22 protein-coding genes are annotated in these 21,233 nt (G+C 36.2%); 1 reads left to right on the top strand and 21 read right to left on the bottom strand.

What is annotated here, in order from left to right:
• Window positions 1-29: 29 nt before the first annotated feature.
• The 13 genes from ACTCAF_RS06235 to ACTCAF_RS06295 all read right to left on the bottom strand — a co-directional run bounded on the left by ACTCAF_RS06235 (window position 30) and on the right by ACTCAF_RS06295 (window position 11,634).
• Window positions 30-1,199 (bottom strand): phosphoglycerate kinase, encoded by a 1,170-nt coding sequence (locus ACTCAF_RS06235; RefSeq protein ID WP_463062432.1) that lies wholly within the window; start codon window positions 1,197-1,199, stop codon window positions 30-32.
• 54 nt (window positions 1,200-1,253) lie between these two features.
• Window positions 1,254-2,252 carry a type I glyceraldehyde-3-phosphate dehydrogenase gene (gap, locus tag ACTCAF_RS06240; RefSeq protein ID WP_463062433.1) on the bottom strand — a complete coding sequence of 333 codons (999 nt, stop codon included), beginning with the start codon at window positions 2,250-2,252 and terminating at the stop codon, window positions 1,254-1,256.
• Entirely contained in the window at window positions 2,230-3,567 is a 1,338-nt protein-coding gene (locus tag ACTCAF_RS06245; protein ID WP_463062434.1) for a PAS domain-containing protein, read from the bottom strand. The genes gap and ACTCAF_RS06245 overlap by 23 nt, the downstream gene beginning before the upstream one ends.
• Entirely contained in the window at window positions 3,564-4,253 is a 690-nt protein-coding gene (locus ACTCAF_RS06250; RefSeq protein ID WP_463062435.1) for a double zinc ribbon domain-containing protein, read from the bottom strand. The genes ACTCAF_RS06245 and ACTCAF_RS06250 overlap by 4 nt, the downstream gene beginning before the upstream one ends.
• The gene (gpmI, locus tag ACTCAF_RS06255; RefSeq protein WP_463062436.1) at window positions 4,231-5,751 is read right to left on the bottom strand and encodes a 2,3-bisphosphoglycerate-independent phosphoglycerate mutase; all 1,521 of its coding nucleotides are present in this window, start codon (window positions 5,749-5,751) and stop codon (window positions 4,231-4,233) included. The genes ACTCAF_RS06250 and gpmI overlap by 23 nt, the downstream gene beginning before the upstream one ends.
• A gap of 5 nt (window positions 5,752-5,756) precedes the next feature.
• Window positions 5,757-6,122, bottom strand: a complete 366-nt coding sequence (locus ACTCAF_RS06260; protein WP_463062437.1) for a TraR/DksA family transcriptional regulator — start codon at window positions 6,120-6,122, stop codon at window positions 5,757-5,759.
• A gap of 28 nt (window positions 6,123-6,150) precedes the next feature.
• On the bottom strand, window positions 6,151-6,606 hold the full coding sequence (locus ACTCAF_RS06265; RefSeq protein ID WP_463062438.1) for a 23S rRNA (pseudouridine(1915)-N(3))-methyltransferase RlmH: 456 nt from the start codon (window positions 6,604-6,606) through the stop codon (window positions 6,151-6,153).
• A gap of 83 nt (window positions 6,607-6,689) precedes the next feature.
• Window positions 6,690-8,525: an excinuclease ABC subunit UvrC gene (gene uvrC, locus ACTCAF_RS06270; RefSeq protein WP_463062439.1), complete on the bottom strand. Its 1,836-nt coding sequence runs from the start codon at window positions 8,523-8,525 to the stop codon at window positions 6,690-6,692.
• 6 nt (window positions 8,526-8,531) lie between these two features.
• The gene (locus ACTCAF_RS06275; RefSeq protein WP_463062440.1) at window positions 8,532-8,870 is read right to left on the bottom strand and encodes a YraN family protein; all 339 of its coding nucleotides are present in this window, start codon (window positions 8,868-8,870) and stop codon (window positions 8,532-8,534) included.
• Window positions 8,857-9,408, bottom strand: a complete 552-nt coding sequence (locus ACTCAF_RS06280) for a ribonuclease HII (RefSeq protein ID WP_463062441.1) — start codon at window positions 9,406-9,408, stop codon at window positions 8,857-8,859. The genes ACTCAF_RS06275 and ACTCAF_RS06280 overlap by 14 nt, the downstream gene beginning before the upstream one ends.
• Window positions 9,389-10,063, bottom strand: a complete 675-nt coding sequence (gene hypB / locus ACTCAF_RS06285) for a hydrogenase nickel incorporation protein HypB (RefSeq protein WP_463062442.1) — start codon at window positions 10,061-10,063, stop codon at window positions 9,389-9,391. The genes ACTCAF_RS06280 and hypB overlap by 20 nt, the downstream gene beginning before the upstream one ends.
• A complete protein-coding gene (gene hypA / locus ACTCAF_RS06290; protein ID WP_463062443.1) occupies window positions 10,056-10,403 on the bottom strand; it encodes a hydrogenase maturation nickel metallochaperone HypA in 348 nt (115 codons plus the stop codon). Before hypA ends, hypB begins: the two co-directional genes overlap by 8 nt.
• 1 nt (window position 10,404) lies before the next feature.
• The gene (locus ACTCAF_RS06295) at window positions 10,405-11,634 is read right to left on the bottom strand and encodes a GGDEF domain-containing protein (RefSeq protein WP_463062444.1); all 1,230 of its coding nucleotides are present in this window, start codon (window positions 11,632-11,634) and stop codon (window positions 10,405-10,407) included.
• A 251-nt stretch (window positions 11,635-11,885) separates the two neighbouring features.
• Between ACTCAF_RS06295 and aroF the strand changes: the two genes are divergently transcribed.
• Window positions 11,886-12,902 carry a 3-deoxy-7-phosphoheptulonate synthase gene (gene aroF, locus ACTCAF_RS06300; protein WP_463062445.1) on the top strand — a complete coding sequence of 339 codons (1,017 nt, stop codon included), beginning with the start codon at window positions 11,886-11,888 and terminating at the stop codon, window positions 12,900-12,902.
• 90 nt (window positions 12,903-12,992) lie between these two features.
• Here aroF and ACTCAF_RS06305 read toward each other — a convergent pair whose 3' ends face one another.
• From ACTCAF_RS06305 to ACTCAF_RS06340, 8 genes are all read right to left on the bottom strand, one after another.
• A complete protein-coding gene (locus ACTCAF_RS06305) occupies window positions 12,993-14,495 on the bottom strand; it encodes a YifB family Mg chelatase-like AAA ATPase (protein ID WP_463062446.1) in 1,503 nt (500 codons plus the stop codon).
• An 11-nt stretch (window positions 14,496-14,506) separates the two neighbouring features.
• Window positions 14,507-15,364 carry a signal peptide peptidase SppA gene (sppA, locus tag ACTCAF_RS06310; protein WP_463062447.1) on the bottom strand — a complete coding sequence of 286 codons (858 nt, stop codon included), beginning with the start codon at window positions 15,362-15,364 and terminating at the stop codon, window positions 14,507-14,509.
• Window positions 15,365-15,366: 2 nt separating this feature from the next.
• Window positions 15,367-16,341 (bottom strand): sodium:calcium antiporter, encoded by a 975-nt coding sequence (locus tag ACTCAF_RS06315; protein WP_463062448.1) that lies wholly within the window; start codon window positions 16,339-16,341, stop codon window positions 15,367-15,369.
• 41 nt (window positions 16,342-16,382) lie between these two features.
• Window positions 16,383-18,080 carry a S1 RNA-binding domain-containing protein gene (locus ACTCAF_RS06320; protein ID WP_463062449.1) on the bottom strand — a complete coding sequence of 566 codons (1,698 nt, stop codon included), beginning with the start codon at window positions 18,078-18,080 and terminating at the stop codon, window positions 16,383-16,385.
• Window positions 18,067-18,915: a 4-hydroxy-3-methylbut-2-enyl diphosphate reductase gene (ispH, locus tag ACTCAF_RS06325; protein WP_463062450.1), complete on the bottom strand. Its 849-nt coding sequence runs from the start codon at window positions 18,913-18,915 to the stop codon at window positions 18,067-18,069. Before ispH ends, ACTCAF_RS06320 begins: the two co-directional genes overlap by 14 nt.
• Window positions 18,912-19,577: a (d)CMP kinase gene (gene cmk / locus ACTCAF_RS06330; protein ID WP_463062451.1), complete on the bottom strand. Its 666-nt coding sequence runs from the start codon at window positions 19,575-19,577 to the stop codon at window positions 18,912-18,914. The genes ispH and cmk overlap by 4 nt, the downstream gene beginning before the upstream one ends.
• 19 nt (window positions 19,578-19,596) lie before the next feature.
• Complete coding sequence (gene aroA, locus ACTCAF_RS06335; protein ID WP_463062452.1) at window positions 19,597-20,877, bottom strand: 3-phosphoshikimate 1-carboxyvinyltransferase; 1,281 nt, start codon at window positions 20,875-20,877, stop codon at window positions 19,597-19,599.
• The coding region (locus ACTCAF_RS06340) for a prephenate dehydrogenase dimerization domain-containing protein (protein ID WP_463062453.1) at window positions 20,874-21,233 on the bottom strand (360 nt) is incomplete at its 5' end. The genes aroA and ACTCAF_RS06340, both read right to left, overlap by 4 nt.

Here is a 21,233-nt window from a genome sequence, read left to right on the forward strand (position 1 = left end):
CATTAAAAACAAGTTTTATTATTGTAAAATCACTCCTTAAGTACATCTATTCCGGGCAAATGTCCAAGTTCAATATATTCCAAGGATGCCCCACCTCCTGTGGAAACATGCGACAATTTTTTATCAGCGCCGGTTTTTTTCACGGCACTAACAGAATCGCCACCACCAACAACCACAACGGCATCTATATTTGCAAGAAGGTTGGCAATTTCAAAGGTTCCTTTAGAATATCTTTCATCTTCAAAAACTCCCATTGGTCCATTCCATAACACAGTTTTACATTTACTTAATTGACTCCGGTACAACTCTATGGTTTTTTCGCCGATATCAAGCCCCATAAGATTGTCCGGAATATTGACGTCATTTATTATCTCTTTTTCACCACAAAACTCAGCTGAACAAACATGGTCAACAGGAGTAAATATTTCCACCCCTTCTTCTTCAGCTTTTTTGTAAATATTTTTAACTGTTTCCAATTGCTCATCCTCTACAAGGGATTTTCCAATGGAATATCCTTTATACTTTAAAAAAGTATAAGCCATTGCCCCTCCGATAAAAATCTTATCCACTAAATTGATAAGGCTCTCTATTACACCAATTTTATCGCTGACTTTAGCCCCTCCAAGAATTGCACCAAAAGGTCTATCGGGGGACTGAAGAAGCTTTTCAAAGTAGTTTACCTCTTTTTGAAGCAAGAATCCTGCATATTTTTCCTCAACTCTTCGGGGCAACCCATACACAGAGGCATGTTTCCTGTGGCTTGTACCAAAAGCATCATTCACATAAACATCCGTTATTTTTTTCAGCTCGTCGCAAAAGTCATCAAGGTTTTTTTCTTCACCTTTATAAAATCTTAAATTTTCAAGTAAAAGTATTTCGCCATTTTTCAACTCATTTACTGCATTTACAACTTTTTCCCCTATGCAGTCATCTACAAATTTAACCTTAAAAAAATTGCTGTTTATATAGTCCGCAACGGGATTAAGTGAAAATTCCTTTTTGAATTCCCCTTTTGGTCTGCCAAGATGTGACGCAAGAATAACTTTACCTTTTTTCTCTTTGATAAACTCAATCGTTTTTATGGCTTCTCTTATCCTTGTGTCATCGGTTACAATCCCATCTTTTAAAGGGACATTAAAATCAACCCTTACAAACACTCTTTTACCTTCAAAATTTGCAGATTCAACACTTTTTACCATAAAACCTCCGAAAATATTTAAAGAAATGGTCTGCCGAAGCAGACCTGTGAGATATTATAAAAGTTTTGTTGCAAGCTCAACAATTCTGTTTGAATAGCCCCACTCATTGTCATACCAGCTTATTACCTTGACGCAAGTATCCCCTACTACTTTTGTAAGGGGTGCATCAAAAATGGATGAATGAGGATTCCCATTGAAATCAATAGACACAAGCTCTTCATTCACATACTGAAGAATACCTTTCAAAGGTCCCTCAGCAGCATCTTTCACCGCGCTGTTTACAACATCCTCTGTGACTTTGACTTTCAAATTGCATGTCAAATCAACAAGAGAAACATTAGGCGTAGGTACCCTAACAGCCATACCGTCGAGCTTCCCTTTAAGTTCCGGTAAAACAAGCCCCACCGCCTTTGCGGCACCTGTGGAAGTAGGAATCATAGAAACGGCAGCAGCTCTTGCCCTTCTTAAATCTTTATGTGGCAAATCAAGAATTCTCTGGTCATTTGTATACGAATGTACAGTGGTCATAATGCCATTTACAATGCCAAACCTGTCATTAAGTACTTTTGCAAGTGGCGCAAGACAGTTGGTGGTACATGAAGCATTTGAAATTACGTGATGTTTTTCCTTGTCGTATTTTTCAAAGTTTACACCAAGAGCTACCGTTATATCCGGATCATCTGCTGGTGCAGAAATGATTACCTTTTTGGCTCCAGCTTTAAGATGTGCTGCAGCCTGTTCCCTTTTTCTGAAAACACCGGTAGATTCAATGACAACATCAACTCCTAAATCCCCCCATGGGAGCAAAGAGGCATCTTTTGAAGAATAAACATTAATCTTTTTACCATTTACAACAATAGCCTTTTCCTCTGCCTTGATATCGAGATTTGCAATACCATGAACTGAGTCATACTTGAGCAGGTGAGCCAAGGTAGAAGCGTCGGTCAAATCATTGATACCAACAAACTCAATATCGAGATTTCTTGACATAGCTGCCCTGAATGCACATCTGCCAATCCTGCCAAAACCATTAATTGCCACTCTTGTTGCCATCAGTAGATTCCTCCTTACTTTTTATATATTTTTTAAGCAAATTAACCTCGTTATTTAAAAAATCATGAATATTCTTCAAATCTTTGTCTTCAATTTTTTTCTTTTTGTCAACCATATTAATAAGCCTTTCAAGTGAATATACCGATTTTACAATCGATTCAGAAAGTTTTGAATTTTCGTTATCAATCAATTTTTTATAATTTTCCACCGAATTTTCAAGGCGATCAATTCTACTCTTAAGATTTTTATTTTCGCTTTTAAGTTTTAAAACTTCATTTACAGTGCTTTGCTCAAGGACTTTTTGCAATGCAATAGAAAGCTTCTGAATTTTCGACTGTGCCTCTTCATACATTTCCAGAAGCGAGTTATATTCTGCTCTTAACGAGCTTATCTCATTAATACTTTGAATTTTCTCCCTTGAAATCTTATGTATCTGCTCCCTTGATTTCTTCAGATTTTCCACAAGATTATATTGCTCAGTAATATCATTTAAATATTCCCCTATTTCGATTACTTCTCCATTCTCATCAAAAATAGGATACATCGTGTGTTCGTACACAAGCTCCTTACCATCTTTATTAATTTTAATGTGCTGACAGATAGATTTCTTCTTCTCAATTACATCATTTACTCTACACCACTCACAAATACTTTCATTATTAAAAACAAGTTTGAAACATTTACTGCCTATAAATTTTGGTAAATCCTTTTCACCAGTAAAATCAGAAACACTTTTATTCACGTTTAAAAGTTCATAATTCAAATCCACTGAAAAAAGAGGCAAGTTCAGTCCGTCTATAAGCTTCAGCATTTTGCTTCTGCTGTTTCTCAAAATCCTGACCGACTCTTCAAGCCCCTCAATTTCATAAGCTTTTTTTGTTAGTATTTCTTCTAAATTTGAATACTTCTCATATACTTCACTAAGCTCCTTCTCACACTCAGAAAGCTCCTCCCTTAAGAGCTCCACCTCTCTTGTCAGGCTATTTTCCGAAAAACTTAAGCTATATGAAAGCTCAGTGAGTTTTGAAATAATGTTGATTGTAGATGAATAATCTTTATTACCCTTGATGATAAGTTTACACTCTACATTATCTACTGTTAAGGGAATTACAAAAATAAAAACAAGCTCGCCAGCTTGCCTGAAAAGTTTAAACGGTATATTTTGAGATATTACATCCTCTACGATTTCCGGGATTTTTGCCTGTATCTTTTTACCGTTAAGGTATGCGTGATAACAGCCACTTTCATAAACTACCAGCGGCAAACCATTTGCCTTTGCAGATAGTTGTTTAAAAAAGTCATCAATAAAATTCATCTAAAATGCCCCTTTGCAAGAGCAAAACAATCGACCCTTTTTGCCCCTTTTAGTTTCAGTGCCCTTGCACATTCATTTACTGTGGCACCTGTAGTGATTATATCATCAACCAGCAAAATATTCAAACCCAATGTGCTAAAATTACAATCAACAGAATTTTTAACATTAACAAGTCTTTCTTTTCTGGAGTATTGCCATTGAAATTTTGTATATCTTTTTTTACTTAATATTTTTTTGTATTTTATCCCGTAAAATAGACTTATATTTTTTGCAATTCTTTCCGATAAGTGGACAAACCTTATAAACCTTCTTCTGAAACTTACAGGAACAGGGACCACAAGGTCGTAATGATTAAGCTCATTTTCCTGAATAAATTGCCCGACAATAGCATCAATAAAAAATTTTTCTTTTAATCCGAATCTAAATTTAATATTTTTTACTGCATCCCTTAATGTTTTTTCGTACCAACAAGCAACAAATAGTCGGTCATAATTTCTTTTCAATAGACAATTTTTACAAAAAGATGCAGAAATTTCAAGAGGATACCCACAAGCACTGCATACGTGCTCAATAAATTTTACTTCAGCCTTGAAACACTCTTCGCAGATAAAGTCATTGTATTTGATAGTCTTACTACAGACAGCGCACCGGGAATAGAAAACTTCATCCAATAATGAGTGACTCACCTGTCATCTGCTCTGGCTTTTCAATGCCCATAATATCAAGAATAGTCGGAGCAATATCAGCAAGTTTTATGTCTTTGTGAGACTTGAGCTTGCAATTATAATTATAAACGATGAAGTGTACAGGATTAATTGTATGGGCAGTATGAGGCTGATCATTTTCATAGTCCCACATCTGCTCACAGTTGCCGTGATCAGCAGTTACAATAAGAACAGAATTTGTCTCATCTGCAATTTTGATTACCCTTCCAAGGGCATTATCCACTGCCTTGCAGGCTTTAATGGCGGCTTGCTGCACGCCGGTATGACCCACCATATCAGGGTTTGCAAAGTTCATAATAACTACATCTATATTTTCACTCAGATAAATCTTTTCAAACTCCATTACAACCTTTTCAACACTCATTTCAGGCTTTTGATCGTAGGTTGCAACTTCCTTGGGCGATGGCACAAGTACCCTTTTTTCCCCAGGAAACTCGATTTCCCTGCCACCATTGAAGAAAAACGTAACGTGAGCATATTTCTCTGTTTCAGCAATTCTAAGCTGCTTTAGCCCCTTGTTACTTATAACTTCACCAAAAATATTAGTAAGCTCCTCAGGTGGAAATGCAATATCAAAACGGAAATTTTTATCATATTCAGTCATTGTTATAAATTGTACATCAACGACTTTTTTACGTTCAAAATCACTAAAACTTTTGTCGGTCAGCGCAACTGTAAGCTCTCTTGCCCTATCCGCCCTGAAATTAAAGAAAAATACTCCATCGCCATCGTCTATTCCTCTAAAATCTTTGAAAACTCCCGGCTCAATAAACTCATCGGTAATATCATTTTTATAAGATTTTAAAATATACTCAGCAGGTGATTCCGTGACTTTGTTGTCAGCCCCTATTATTGAGCTATAAGCCTTTTGAACCCTGTCCCATCTTTTATCTCTGTCCATTGCATAGTATCTGCCTGATATAGTAGCTATCTCACCGTAACCGATAGCATTAAGATATTCTTGTAATTCATTTATATAATTGATACCACTTTTAGGTGGAGTATCCCTGCCATCCATGAAAGGGTGAATATAACTTTTTTCCACCCCAAAATCTTTTGCCATTTTTACAAGTGCTTTTAGGTGGTCAATATGGCTATGGACGCCACCATCACTTAATAGACCTAAAAAATGAGCACTTTTACCATTTTTTTTGAGTTTTTCAAAAAATCTTACAATGTTAACATTTTCATATATTTGTCCTGTTTCAACAGCTTTGTTAATCCTTAAAAAATCCTGATAGACCACTCTGCCAGCGCCTATATTTGTATGCCCTACCTCAGAATTGCCCATTTGTCCTTTCGGCAAACCAACCCACTCTTCACTGGCATTCATAATAGTCCAGGAAGCATTTTCCAAAAGAAAATTATAATTTACAGGATTTGATAATTTTACGGCATTATGCTCGCTGCTCTCTCTGACACCCCAACCGTCAAGGATTAACAAAATAACTTTTCTCATGAAAGCTACATCCTTATTACACCTTTTTTCTCAAGCTCACTTTTACAGTCTGTGCAATACCTTGCAAAAGGAACATACTCCAGTCTCTTTTCTTCTATATCCTCCCCGCACTCAATACAAACTCCGTAGGTACCTTCTTCAAGCCTTTTCAAAGCCTGCTCTACAAGCCTGAGCTTTAAGGCGTCTGTTTCTACTCTGCCAAGCATAAGATTTTTATTGTAAATATTGTATGCCTCATCAGCTGAGTCCTGACCTGAAGAATCTTCACCAAGACTTAAAGCTTCTTCATATTTGGATTTTAATGACTCAAGAAGCTCCTTTTTCATTTTAAGTAGCCTCTCGCGATAAATTTCAGTTTTGTTAGGATCCATATGTTCCTCCTGAATCTATAATTAATGACTATTTATGATATGGATGCCCATACCTTATAGTCATCCCTCGATAAATCTGCTCAGCAAGTACTGCTAAGGCAAGCTGATGTGCCATTGTTAGCTTTGACAAAGAAATTATTTCATCACAAAATCCTGTCAAGGATTTATCATGACCATAAGACCCGCCAATCAAAAAAGCCAATTTCTTTCTGGTCTCAAGCAAATTGGACAGCCATTCTGAAAATTTTATAGAATCAAAGCTCTTTCCATTTTCGTCAAGAAGTATTCTGTAATACCCTTTTGAAGATTCAAGAAGCTTTTTACCATCCTCTCTTTTTACAACATTTTCATCTGCATAATGAGAGCTTTTGAAATCAAGAAAATCCAACTTTACATATGTTGCCAATCTGTTAGCGTACTCTTTGAACATACTCAAAGCCGCCTTGTCATTTAATTTTGAGGCCATAATTATTTTAATTTCCATAAAATTGGGCTAACATATATATGACATTGTGTGATGTGTCAATATATTTATTAATCAAGTTAAAATTATCTAACTTAGAAAATCTAACATTGTTTATGAAGCTTATCAATAAGTTGTTTTAGTATATTTACAGGAATACCTGTCTTGTTTGAAACGACCACAATATCTTCATTCAATATTTCACGCAAATCAGGATATTCCATCAAAAGCTTTTTGGCCCTTTTTTCCCCGATACCTTTTATATCTTTCAAACTCGAATTTTTAAAATGTGCCAAGGCAATGCTCCTTGCATATTCTACAACAAACCTGTGAGCTTCATCTCTGATTTTCTGGATAAACAAAAGGAAAAAATCGCTCTTTTTGAAGTTAAGAGGATTTTTTCTGTTTTTAACAAATATGTACTCAGGCGAAATTTCGTTCTCCAACTTTTCATTTATATCTTTGCTTCGCCCCTTTGCAATTGAGATGACTTCAGCATCAATCCCCTTTTCTTCAAAGGCCTTTTTTGCGGCATTCAGTTGTCCAAGTCCACCGTCTATTACATAAACATCGCTTTTTTCCTCTTTACCATCAATTATTTTATCAGCTTTTCTTGAAATAACCTGATAGATACTTTCAAAATCATTGTTATCGATATTTCTGATTTTATATCTGCGATATTTTTCCTTTACAAATACCTGCTCATCAATATCAAAGCAAACTGAAGCACCCACCGTGAAACTACCAAAAATATGAGATATATCAATACATTCTACAAGTCTAACGCTCTTTTCTTTTATTACCCTGGCAAAACCTGATTTTACCTTTTCAACACCTGCCAGGCTTTCCATAAACTGTTTTTCAGCAAGCTCGTTATTCTTCCTTAAAATCTCCAACAATCCAGACGGCACCTTTTTTCTGTATTCAACCTTTCCACCTTTTAGATTGGAAATAGCCTCTATAAGTTTGTCCCCGGAAAATTCATCATTGTAGTTGACAAGACAAACACTTTCAGGAATCTGTGCAGTATTTTTGTAAAAATTCAATACAAATTCAGAGTGACTTATAAGCTCTCCATCGTCATAGCACTTTGAGTCTATACCTGTAATATTGCAGTTTCTTATAAACATATGTGTTACGCACATCATATTTTTGTCACTGAAATAAAACAAATCGGTATTTTTTGAGAAATTAACCACTGCAGATTGCCTTGTGAAAATATTTTCCAGAGATTTAAGCCTGTCTCTGTACTTAGCAGCCTTTTCAAATTCCAATTTTGAAGCATAATTCGTCATCAAAGTTTTATAATTGTTTTCAAGCTCGTCAATTTTACCATCAAAAAAAAGTTTCACATTCTCTACAATCTGGCGGTATTCATCTTTGCTTATAATTTTCTCGCAGGGCCCCTCACATTGCTTCATCTGATAGTAAAGACATACTTTGCCTTCATTGAATTTGGATTTTTTACACCTTCTCAAAGGGAATATATAGTGCAAATCTTTTACGATAAATCGCAAATCCTTTACATTTACATAGGGCCCATAATAAATCGCATCTTCGTCATCCGTATTTCTCGTCACAATCAGTCTTGGGTAATCCTCTTTTGTGAGTTTTATATAAGGATAACCCTTTGCATCTTTTAGTTTTACATTGAATCTGGGCTTTTCTGTTTTTATAAGACTTGCTTCTAAAAGGAGAGCTTCTATCTCGGTATTTGTGACATAGTATTTCAAATCGTTGGCAAGCTCTACCATCTTTAATGTCTTTGGATGTTTCAGCGAGCTGTCAAAATACGATTTAAGCCTTTTTACCAATGAAACCGCTTTGCCTACGTAAATAATTGCCCCTTTCTTGTCAATAAAAGTGTATACACCGGGAAGATTAGGAGCATTGTTGATTTTTTTTTGAATACTTTCTTTTTGTTTATTACCAACCATCATAATCAACTACAATGTAAAAGCATTTTTGATATGTTCTATCTTATCTTTATATATGGAAACCACATCAAATCTATATAGGGAATTAAAATTGTTTTTTGTTATAAAATATTGGGCTGTCCTGATTATCTTTTTTATTTTTTCATTTGTGACAGCCTCTTTGGGACTGCCGTAATTTTCAGATAATCTGTACTTCACCTCCACAAACACTATTGTCTGACCATCTTTTACGATCAAATCAATCTCTCCAAATCTGCTCCTGAAATTTTTTTCAATTATCACAAAACCATTTTTTTCAAGATATTCAAGGGCCAAATCTTCCCCTTTTCTGCCTTTAAACAATTTCACCTAAAAAGCTCCTGCGATGCAAGTCGCATACACCATATCTTTTTATCGCTTCGATATGTTCTTTTGTGCCATAACCTTTATTTTTGTACCAGAGATATTCAGGAAAATAAATATGCAGTTTTTTCATCAATCTGTCACGATACACTTTTGCAAGGATTGAAGCAGCTGCAACAGAGAGATATTTATCTTCGGCTTTTACCGGACTTTCTGATGGCCTTTTAAGATTTTTCAGCTTAACCGCATCGATGACAACCTTATCATAATCAGATTTTATTCCACTTATTGCAATTTGCATCGCCTGTTTTGTGGCATTTGATATATTTACCCTGTCAATAACATAGCTGCAGACTATGCCGAAAGAATATTCAATACAGTTTGATAATATATAATTGTAAAGGCTTTCTCTTTTCTTTTCACTGAGTTTTTTTGAATCTTTTATCTCAGGATATGAAAATTTTTCGTCAAAAAGGCAAGCGCAGGCCACAACAGGCCCCGCGAGGCACCCTCTTCCTACTTCGTCAACACCCAGTATCAGCATTTTTTTCTATTATTTTCTTATCGATAAACTCTGCAAGCTCCTTTAAACCTTCACCTGTTTTGCACGAAGTTTTAAACTCTACAAGACGTGGATTAATTTTTCTGGCATATTCAAGACATTTGTTGACATCAAATTCCATATACTCAGCCAAATCAATTTTGTTTATTACAATAACATCTGAAACTCTTATCATTGATGGATATTTTGCAGGTTTATCTTCCCCCTCAGGGGTGCTGATTACAACTATCTTAAAATCTTCTCCAAGGTCAAATGATGCCGGGCAAACAAGGTTTCCTACATTTTCAATAACCAACAAGTCAATATTATCAATATCAAAATTTGAAAGCGCTTTTTTAATGCCAAACGCTTCTAAATGACATGCCCCACCTGTGGTAATCTGATAGGCATCAATACCTGCCTTTCTTATGCGCTCTGCATCATTTTCCGTTTCCAAGTCACCTTCAATAACACAAATTTTATATTTTTTTGACAAATCAGGCAAAATTTTTTCCAGAATACTTGTTTTTCCACTCCCGGGAGATGATACGAAATTTACAGTCAAGATTTTTTTTCTAGCAAAAAGCTCCCTTAATTCATCTGCTATTTTTTGGTTTTTGGAAAGTATTTTATCTTTTACTTCAACCTTTTTACTCATCTTCTACCTCAATCTCCTTTATATTCAATTCTTCACCGGATATTAAAATAACATCATAAGAGCCACAATTTTTACAGCAGAAATCAAAACTTTCATATTCGCTGTCAAAAGAACAGACATTGCACCTGCCTACAATAGGCACATCATTAATGTACAACCTGGCATTTTCTGCGATAGTCCCCTCTTTAAGGGCATCAAATGCAAACATAAGGGCATCGTTTTCAATCGCCGCAAGCCTTCCAATATCAATTTTAACAGATTTAACAAATTTTGCTTTATTTTCACTTGCCGTTTCTATAACTATGTCAAGAAGACTTTGCGCAATACTTGCCTCGTGCAATTTACCCCACCCTTTTTGACTCAAAGAAAATACAGTTTCGCCCACCTGCCTTAGCCATGTATAGATTTTTATCTGCCCGGTCGATTGTCAGTTTCACATCTTCTTCCGGGCGATATTTTGAAATCCCGATGCTTACCGTAATCGTTTTAATATCCTCGTTAAGCCTGAATTTTGTGCTTTCCATAGTTTGTTTTATCTGCCCTGCCACAGAAAAAGCATCATCAAAATCCCCTTTAACGGTAATTAAAAATTCCTCACCGCCATACCTGAAAGCTTCCACCTTTTCTGTCGTAAAATTTTTCAAAATTTTGCCAAAATGCCTTAAAACATTGTCACCGGCAAGGTGTCCATATGTATCATTGACATCCTTGAATTTATCTATATCAGACATAATAATATAAAAATCTTCCCCTTTTTTCACAGCTGCGATTTTAAGCTCGCTCAACACTTCCACCATTTTGTTTTTCCTGTAAAGTCCGGTCAGCTCATCTGTAAAGGATTGCTTCCTGTAATTTTCAATCTCTTTTTTCAGCTCCTCATACCTGTCTTTATAAGACATAAAGTCACTTTCCAATTCACCAAAGGTATTTGCGAGGTTTCGCCTGAAAGTTTTCTTTGAATAAATTTTCTGCTCCAAAATTTCGGTCAGTGAATTTGTAAAATCAGCAACGTGTTTATGAAGATTTTCAGCAGAAATCCCCTTTTCTATATTTTCTTTTAAACCCTTTATATTGGTAAGCATATTTTGATCCTTCTCACTGTCAGAATCAATAAACTTTAAATTTTCTTCCCTTAAAGATTGCACTTTATCGCTTGTATTTGATATCTTTCGTGAAAATTCTTTAATAAAAGAGTAAATATTTTCAAGGGTTGTTTCATAGTCATTAAAATATCTGCCAAATATTCCAATTATCTCACTCAGCTCATTTAAGAGATTGTAATTGTTCAACTTATCAAGTTTTCTTTCAATCAGCTCCATCTCTTCAAAGTCGAGGTACTTTTTCAAAATTGATGAATTGTTCTTAAAAGCCTTTTTTATATCCTGAGTAAAATCGGAAGAACCTTTGCTTAAGTCTTCGAAGAAAACTTTTATCTCAGAATCAGATACAAGATATTTCTTTATTGTGTCAGAATTAAACTGCTCCCCTGTCTGTCTTGTTTTTTTTAGTATAATGAGTATCTTTTTTGATATTAGCTCAAAAAACCTTAAATATTCCCTTTCCATGAGCATAAAATTAACACTTTTAAAGCAAAAAAACAAGTTGACTTTATAAATTTAAGTGATTATATACAGCACTATGAGTAAGAATTTTTTGCATCAGAAATTAAATCTGACATCTGCTTTTTCTTTCTTTTTTAGCTTTTTCTTTTTTTACTTTTACAAGTTGAGGTGTACCGCCTGAGGGTGAGCCTATAAATTAAAAATAATAAGGCCGCAGGCGGTAAAACCGTTTGCGGCCTTTTTTGTTAACGGAGGATTTTATGATAGTAGTAATGGAAATTGGCGCCACAGAACAACAGTTGAAGGAAGTATGTGCAAAGGCTGAGGAGTTTGGTTTTAAACCGCACGTAATTTACGGCAAGGAAAGAAATGTGGTTGGGCTAATCGGACTAAGCGACAGAGACCACATCGGCCTTATAGGAGATATGCCAGGAGTTGACAAGGTATTGCCAATAACAAAACCTTATAAGCTTGCAAGCCGCGAAGTAAAAAAGGAAAAGTCTGTAATCGATGTGTGCGGAGTAAAATTTGGTGGGGAAGAGATCGTCGTGATTGCAGGACCATGTTCAGTGGAAAATGAGGAACAGATTGTAAAATCTGCCGAATATGTAAAAGCAGCAGGCGCAAAAATGCTCAGAGGTGGTGCATTCAAGCCCAGAACATCACCATATTCCTTTCAGGGTTTGGGCGAAGAAGGGCTAAAACTTCTTGCAAAAGCGAGAGAAGCAACAGGCCTTCCATTTGTTACTGAAGTTGTTAACCCGAGGGATGTTGATGTGGTATACAAATATGCCGATATGTTTCAGGTAGGAGCAAGAAATATTCAAAATTTTGCCCTTTTGTCACTTCTTGGCCAAACCAAAAAACCTGTATTGCTGAAAAGAGGGATGGCAACAACAATTGAAGAGTTTTTGATGTCTGCAGAATACATTCTCTCTGAAGGCAACAGTAGTGTTATTCTTTGTGAAAGAGGCATAAGAACTTTCGAAACAGCCACAAGAAACACCCTTGATATCAGCTGTGTCCCTGTTGTGCAGGAAAGATCACACCTGCCAATTATAATCGACCCAAGCCATGCTGCAGGACACTGGCATTACGTTACACCACTTGCAAGGGCGGGAATTGCCGTGGGAGCTGACGGAATAATTGTAGAAGTTCACCCGGAGCCAGAAAAGGCACTTAGCGATGGCGCCCAATCTCTAAAGCCTGATCAATTTATAAAAATGATGGGGGAATTAAGGACGATTGCCCTTGCTGTTGGAAGATATTTGAGATGAAATGGTAACAGGTGATAAGTAATGAGTGATGGGTAATGGGTGACAGGACCAAAAAATCCTGTCGCCAAAAACTTATTATTGCTTACACGACTATGTTATATTGTCAAATCTGTACTGGCAGGCTTCGAGAATATGTTTTTTTGTAACTATTTCACTATTTTCAAGGTCGGCTATTGTTCTGCTTACCTTCAGTATTTTCATATAACTTCTTGCTGAGAGTTTGAATTTTTTGTGAAAAACTTCAAGTGTATCAAAAGCCTCATTTGATATTTTTGCATACTTTTTGATATGTTTTTCACTCATTTGACTGTTGTAGTTTATCTTTTCATCAACAAACCTCTTTTTTTGCAAATCCCTTGCAACCACAACTCTTTCTTTTATTTTTAGAGAATTTTCCCCCTCGGGCAATTTATTTAATTCTTTTATATCCACAGCATCTACAACCACATGCAGGTCAATCCTGTCCATTATTGGACCGGAAAGTTTACTTCTATATTTTTGAATCTGGGCTGCAGTGCATACACATTCCTTTTCAGTACCATAATAGCCGCATGGACAGGGATTGCAAGCTGCCACAAACATAAAATTTGCAGGATAAACAACTGTCCTGTTTGCCCTACTGACTGTCACCACCCTGTCTTCCAGGGGCTGACGAAGCACCTCAAGTACATTTTTTTTAAACTCAAGAAATTCATCAAAAAATAAAATTCCATTACTGGCAATACTCACCAAGCCAGGTTTCGCGTCCTTGCCGCCCCCTACAACAGCGACATCGCTTGCAGTAGGATGCGTGATTATAAAAGGTCTTTTTTGAACGAGCCCTTTATTGTCCCGCAAAAGCCCTGCTACCGAGTGAACTTTAGTAGTTTCAATAGCCTCATCGATTGTCATTTCTGGCATTATTGTAGGGATACGTTTTGCTATCATAGTCTTACCGCTTCCCGGAGGTCCCATCATCAAAATATTGTGCATCCCCGCAGCAGCAATCTCCGAAGCCCTTTTTATAAAAAACTGCCCTCTTACATCTGCAAAATCCAAATCGTATAATCCTGACTCAAAAACTATCTCTTCGCTATAAGCCTCTTTTTTATTACCGTTAAGAAACTCTATAACTTCAGACAAATTATCAAATCCATAAATTTCGATATTCTTTAATACTGAAGCCTCTTTTACATTTTCATTTGGAATAATTACTTTTGTTTTATCTGGAAGACTTGAAACAAAAGGGAGAATCCCCGCCACACCCCTTAATTTTCCATCAAGTGACAATTCACCTGCCAGGGCATAATTTTCAAGGTTTTCCTCAATCATGCCTGATGCCTTAATCAGGCAAACTGCCACAGGGAGGTCAAAGTGGCTTCCATCTTTTTTTAAGTCTGCAGGCGCAAGATTTACCGTAATAGGTCTGTCAAAAATATTAAAATCAATATTTTTCAGCGCAGATTTTACCCTTTCTTTGCTCTCTTTGACAGCACCTTCAGCAAGCCCTACAACATTAAAGGATGGCAGGCCCATACTTCTGATGTCAGCCTCAACATCTACCTGCTCTGCTGAAATACCTATCAATGTGAAAGTTTTTACCTTTGCAAACATTTCAATTAGTTTTACCCTTCAAAAAGGTAATATAAAAAACTATTCGACTGAAACTTATTTCTAAAATTGGTAACAGTTTCGTTTAATTTTGACAGCAAATCAGCTTTTGTAACATCAAAAAATAACTCAACATCTTTCAAATTGTAGCTCTTTTTCATATCTTCAAATGCATCCATATAAGTACCAAGCTCATCCACAAGCCCTATCTCTTTTGCAACGCTGCCAATTATAATTCTACCATCCGCATATTTCAGTAATGTCTGCCTGTCAATCTTCCTTGAAGATAAAATATCATTTACAAATTGCTCATAAACCTGCATAACGGAGCCTTCAAGAAGCTTAATTTCTTCTTCAGTCATTTCTCTGTTTGGTGAGCCTATATCCTTAAATTTCCCTGATTTTATCGTCTTGAAATCTACACCTATTTTTTCGTACAAACCTTTCATATTGGGAAATTTGATTATCACACCTATACTTCCGGTGATGGTGCCAGGTAAAGCATATATTTTATCAGAAGCAACGGATACATAATATCCGCCGGAAGCGGCAAGAGACTGCATTGCCACATAAACAGGCTTATCAATTTTTTTAACATAACTATAAATCTCCTGGCTCGGTGCAACACCGCCTCCCGGAGAATTGACTCTCAGTATAAATCCTTTGACTTTTTCATTTTTTTCATATTTTTTGAATTTGTTGATAATTGAAGCCGACTCATAAATGACATTCTCAAGGTCTATAACAACAATTTTATTCTTTGTAAGCTCAGCTACATCTGCTCCATTGTAATACAGTATTGAAGAGAATATAAACCCGACAACAAACAATACAAAAACAACTTTAAATATCCTCTTTATCCATTTATTCATCTTCATCCCCTGACAATTATAACTGAGTATACCACATAAAAAAGCAAAATATAAACAGAATACAAAGAAATATGACCAAATCTGAATTTTGAAAGTTTATCCTGCTGAATACCAAGTACAGCAATGATTACAATTATTGCTGAAGAAATTGCAGCGGTAAGGTTTACCTTTGATGAGGCTGCAAAAATATCCCCTCTGGTATAAAATATATCCGCAACAGGAATTACCGTGACGTTAAAAACATTTGAGCCAAGCAGATTACCGATTGCCATATTCGGCGAGCCAACTCTGACAGCACCTATACACGCAGACACTTCCGGCAATGATGTAACAGCAGCAAGTAAAAACGAACCCACAACAGTCCGCCCCAAACCGGTTGATTCGGCTATTGCATCCGCACTTTTACTTAACAAAAGCCCCGCAAAAACTATTATTGAAGCCATTACCATAAACATAAAAACTGCCTTGTTAAGGCTTACTTCCTGCTCATCACCTTCAGCTGCTGAATCACTCATATCGATTGTCCGGTAAGCGCTGTACATCGAAAGCAGATAAGTTACAAATATTGCCAGACTTACCAAATTTATCAAACCGAAAACTTTTATATTGAGAAGAAAACCGAAAGCTGACACAAGAGGAAGAAGAATTGCAAAAGATGCAGTCACAATATTGGAAAGGCTTACACTTTGAAAAACACTGTCTTTTTTGAAAATGGCATCAAGCAAAAATATAATGAGTATATTAAACATATTTGAGCCATAAACATTTCCAAAAACAAGATCGGGTGCATCCACAATAGTAACTGAACCAATTGAAGATATAAGCTCAGGAAGGCTTGTAAATAGCGCAATAAAAGTTACCCCCACAAAGCTGTGCCCCAAAGGTGTCTTTGTAGCAATAACATCTCCGTAATCCGACAGCTTAATTCCGCTGTAAATTACAAGTATAGATGCAACTATAAACAACAAAAAATACATACCCTTTTGCCTCAAAAAAAAGGGGGCTTAAAAGCCCCGATTTATTTAATCTCGTCAATTTTGTCTTTTATCAGGGCTCCTAGATTAAAAGAGCTGTCTGATTTATCCTGAATCTGTTTCAAATATTCTTTGACTTCCCTTTTTTCAGCATCGAGCTTATATTTCTTTACGGACAATATAACTTTTTTCTCCCTTTTGTCTGCTTTGTTGACAACCGCTTTTAGCTTATCACCAACTTTGCAGAACTCCTCAGGGATAACTTTCTGCTCATCAAGCTCTTTTGCGGGGATAATCCCGGTAAGCCCTTTGGGAAGCTCCACAACAACATTATCTTTATTAACTTCAGTTACCTCCACATCAAGCACCTTGCCTGCCGGCAAAAGCTTGTCTATTTCTTTCCACGGATTCTTTTCAATCTGCTTTATACCAAGAGATATTCTTTCTTTGTCTTCATCAATTTTAAGAATTTTGGCAGTAATTTCATCCCCAACTTTAAATTTTTCATTCAAATCTTCTATTTCTTCTGTCCAGGAAATATCAAGCTTTCTAACAAGACCATCTATGTGAGCTCCAAAATCCACAAAAAGACCAAAATCAGTTATCCCCTTAATTTTCCCGGTAACAACTGAACCTTCAGGGTGGTTATTTTTAAGGGTTACCCATGGATTCTCAGTAAGAAGTCTCAGAGACATAATAACTTTCTTATGTTCATCGTCAATACCTATTACTTTCCCTTCAACAATATCCCCTCTTTCAAGCTTCACATTGGAGTTTTTTATCCACGATAACTCTTCCTCAGGGATAAATCCGTCAATTCCAGGCTCAAGCTCAAGCACATATCCTTTTTTCCTTCTTGTGATAATTCTCCCTTTCGCTTCACCATCCACAGGATATTTATCTTTGACTTTATCCCATGGGTCTTCTTTCAGTTGCTTTAACCCAAGCTCTATTTTCTGATTTTCTTTGTCAATATTCAAAACAACTGTTTCAACAGTGTCATCAAGCTCAAAATACTTTGACGGGTGCTTTACCTTACCCCAATCGATATTGTCTCTATGCAGAAAACCATCAACAGCACCAACATTTATAAACACGCCAAATTCTTTAACAGTTTTTACCTTCCCTTTAACCTTATCACCCACTTTCAAGGCTTCAAAAAACTTTTTCTTTTCCTCTTCTGCTGATTCAATAATATAAAGTTTGTGGGAAGCAAGAATACTTTTTGCTTTTTTGTCAACTTTAAGGATTTTACAGTTAAACACTTTACCAATATAATTTTTTTGATCTTTTGTCTTGCTTCTAAGGTCTATGTGATTTGAAGGTATAAATACTGCAATTTCACCTGCCTTTCCCAAAAATCCCTTATCATTGCTGCTCTCAATCTTCACAGCAACAGGCTTGTTTTTATCAAACTTGTCCAGAATTTCATCAAAATCTCTCTGTTGGTTCAAGACCTTTCTTGAGAGTCTTACATATCCTCCACCACCCTGGACACCTTCAACTATAGCCTCTATTTCATCGCCAACATTGACTTCCAGCTTGCCATCCTTTTCCAGTTCACTTTTATCAATAATACCTTCAGATTTATATCCTATATTTACAAGAATATCAGTACCATTTATAGCAACCACCGACCCTTTTACAATACTCCCCTTAGACGGCGGATTGAGAGAATCTTCAAGCATCGACTCAAAGTCCTCAAATTTCATTTCATTGTTCATCCCATTATTCTCCTGCATGTTCAACCTCTTTTAAAAATTCTATAACCTCATCTATTAAAAACTTAGGAGTGCTTGCTCCAGCGGTTATGCCAACATTTTCTACCCCAATAAGATCAGATTTGTCAATCTCATCTTTTGTTTCAATATGAAGCACTTTGGGGCATATTTCCTTGCAAATCTCATAAAGTCTTGTGGTGTTTCCACTGTTTTTCCCACCGATTACATACATTATATCTGAAATTAAAGCAACCTTTTTTGCTGCTTCCTGCCTGTGGGTTGTTGCGTTGCAGATTGTATTTACAATTTTAAGCTCATTGCATCTAAGTTTTAACACATCCACCACCCTATCAAACTCTGCCCTATTTTGCGTAGTCTGGGCTACCACACCTATTTTGTCATGAAAATCAATGCATTGTTCTGCTTCCTCAGCATTTTCAACCACCACAAAACCGTTGTTTGCATAGCTTATTATCCCTTTTACTTCAGGATGTTCTTTTTCGCCAAATACAACAAGAAAATAACCATCACTGCTTAAAATAGCAGCCTGATTCTGCGCCCTTGTTACAAACGGACAGGTGGCATCCACAATTTTCACATTGCTTGACTTTAAAGTTTCAATATGCTCCTTTGGTACCCCATGGGACCTGATAACAACAGTATCAGCATCTTTTACATCCTCAAGTTTTTTTACGCCTACCCCTTTCTCCTCAAGTTTCTTTACCAATTGAGGATTATGAATAATAGGCCCCAATGTATATACATTTTTCCCTTCTACGGAAGTCTCTTCAACGATTTTTACAGCCCTTTCAACACCAAAGCAAAACCCTGAATAATCCGCCACAATTATATTCATAACCCTTTCACCCTGTTTAAAATAAACGAAACCACATCTTCTATAGTTTTGTTTGTGGTATCTATCAATAAAGCATCTTCTGCCCTTTTAAGCGGGGCAATTTCCCTGTTCATATCTTCAAAATCCCTCTTTTTCACATCTTTAAGCACTTCCTCAAATTCTATATTCTCCCCACGTGCAACCATCTCTTCATAACGTCTTCTTGCCCTTTCGTAAGGAGTAGCTTCAAGGAAAAACTTATATTCTGCATCAGGAATCACAACAGTGCCGATATCTCGCCCATCCATTATCACATTATTATCAGCCGCAATAGACTTCTGCCTTCTGGTAATAATATCTCTAATCTCCTTGATTTTCGAAGTTTCAGAAACTTTTTTGGTAACTGCCACACTTCTTATCTCTTCGGTAATATCAAATGTTTCCCCATCAAATTTTATAAAAACTCTCTGACCAGTAACATCTTTTTTAAAGTAGATTTCCGTATTTTCAACACACTCAATCAAATCTTTCCCGGTTTTGTTATACTTTACACTGATATAGGCACAAGCCCTATACATTGCACCTGTGTCTATATAAATCAAATTTAACTTTTCTGCTATTATTTTCGAAATCGTACTTTTACCGCTTCCTGCCGGTCCGTCAACAGCTATTCTAAGACGCATAACTTATCCTTGTTTACAGCTAAACTACCTCAATGCTGTTTAGTTTTTCAATAAAATCGGGAAAAGATACATCGATTGCATCTATTTCGTCAATACAAAGCCCACCAAATTTTTTGGACAATAAAATATTGATCATCGCAATCCTGTGGTCATCAAATGACCTAAGCTTTGCATTTTTGTTTAAATTTTTTAGAGGATATACTTTAAGTCCATCCTCAAACTCTTCAACTTCCGCACCAATCTGCCTTAAATTGTAAACCATTGCTTTTATCCTGTCAGACTCCTTAACGCGAAGTTCATGGGCATCCCTTATCTCGACCGGTGATTTTGCAAAAAGGCCGAGAGCAGAAATCATTGGAATTTCATCAATAATATTGGCAATAATATCACCTTTTATCGTGATGCCATCATATTCTTGACTTTTTATCAAAATATTTCCAAAAGGATCACCGGACTCTGAGTTTACATCCACATCAAAATTTACGTTCATCCCTTTTAACACTTCCAGCATACCACTTCTTGTGGGATTCAGACCAACATTTTTTATCAAAATTTCGGAATTCTCAAAGATAAGTGCCGCACCAAGAAAAAAAGCTGCAGAAGAAAAATCTCCCGGTACATTTATCTCAGCAGGCATAAGCCTATCGACCGGTTCAATCTCAATCCTCAAACCACTCACATTGAGATGAACTCCGTATGTTTTCAGCATCAGCTCTGTATGATTTCTCGTTACAGCAGGTTCAATATAAATCACATTGGAATCAGCCTGAAGTCCAGCCAGTATTATCGCGCTTTTTACCTGAGCACTTTTTACCTTACCTTCTATTTCAATCCCTTTGAGTTTGGATGGCAAAATTGTCAGAGGCAGATATTTATTATTTTCTCTTGCAAAAATATTAGCCCCAAGCTTGCCAAGAGGCTCTATTACTCTGTCCATAGGTCTTTTTCTAAGGGAATTGTCCCCGGTTAGTACAAAGTATTTATTCTGACCTGCAAAAAGACCGGTCAACAGCCTTGCAGTTGTGCCTGAATTTTCACAATTTATTACATTGCCAGGCTCTTTAAAATTTTTAAACCCTTTAGAGCATACAATAAATCCTTCTTCAGTTTCAGTAAATTCAGCCCCCACCATTTCCATCGCTGCTTTTGTAGCAAGAGTATCCCTTGACAAAAGAGGCTTTTTTACAATGCTTTCTCCGTCAGCCATGGCAGACATAATAAATGCTCTGTGTGTTATTGACTTGTCAGAAGGAACATTCACTTCCCCTTTCAAGGATTTAACCTTATCAAAACTTATCATAGTGATTCCCTTAATTTTTTTACCTTGGATATCATATTTTTCATCAAGGTATAATCTTCAGATAAAATTGCCTTTTTCCACTTTAACAGTTCGTTGATATAGCTGTCTATATATTCATTCAAAATTTTGCTATTATCAAAAAATATATCAGACCACATTACAGGATTGCTTTTTGCTATTCTTGTAAAATCTCTAAAACCACCACCTGTAAAATTTAGAGCCTGTGAATTTTCAATCTCCACAAAGTCTATCAGGGAAAATGCAATAAGGTGAGGGAAGTGGCTGATAAGTCCAAATATTTTATCATGCCTTTCTATATCCATTATTTTAACTCTCATACCAATGAGTTCATGTAA

Source organism: Deferrivibrio sp., assembly GCF_055117995.1.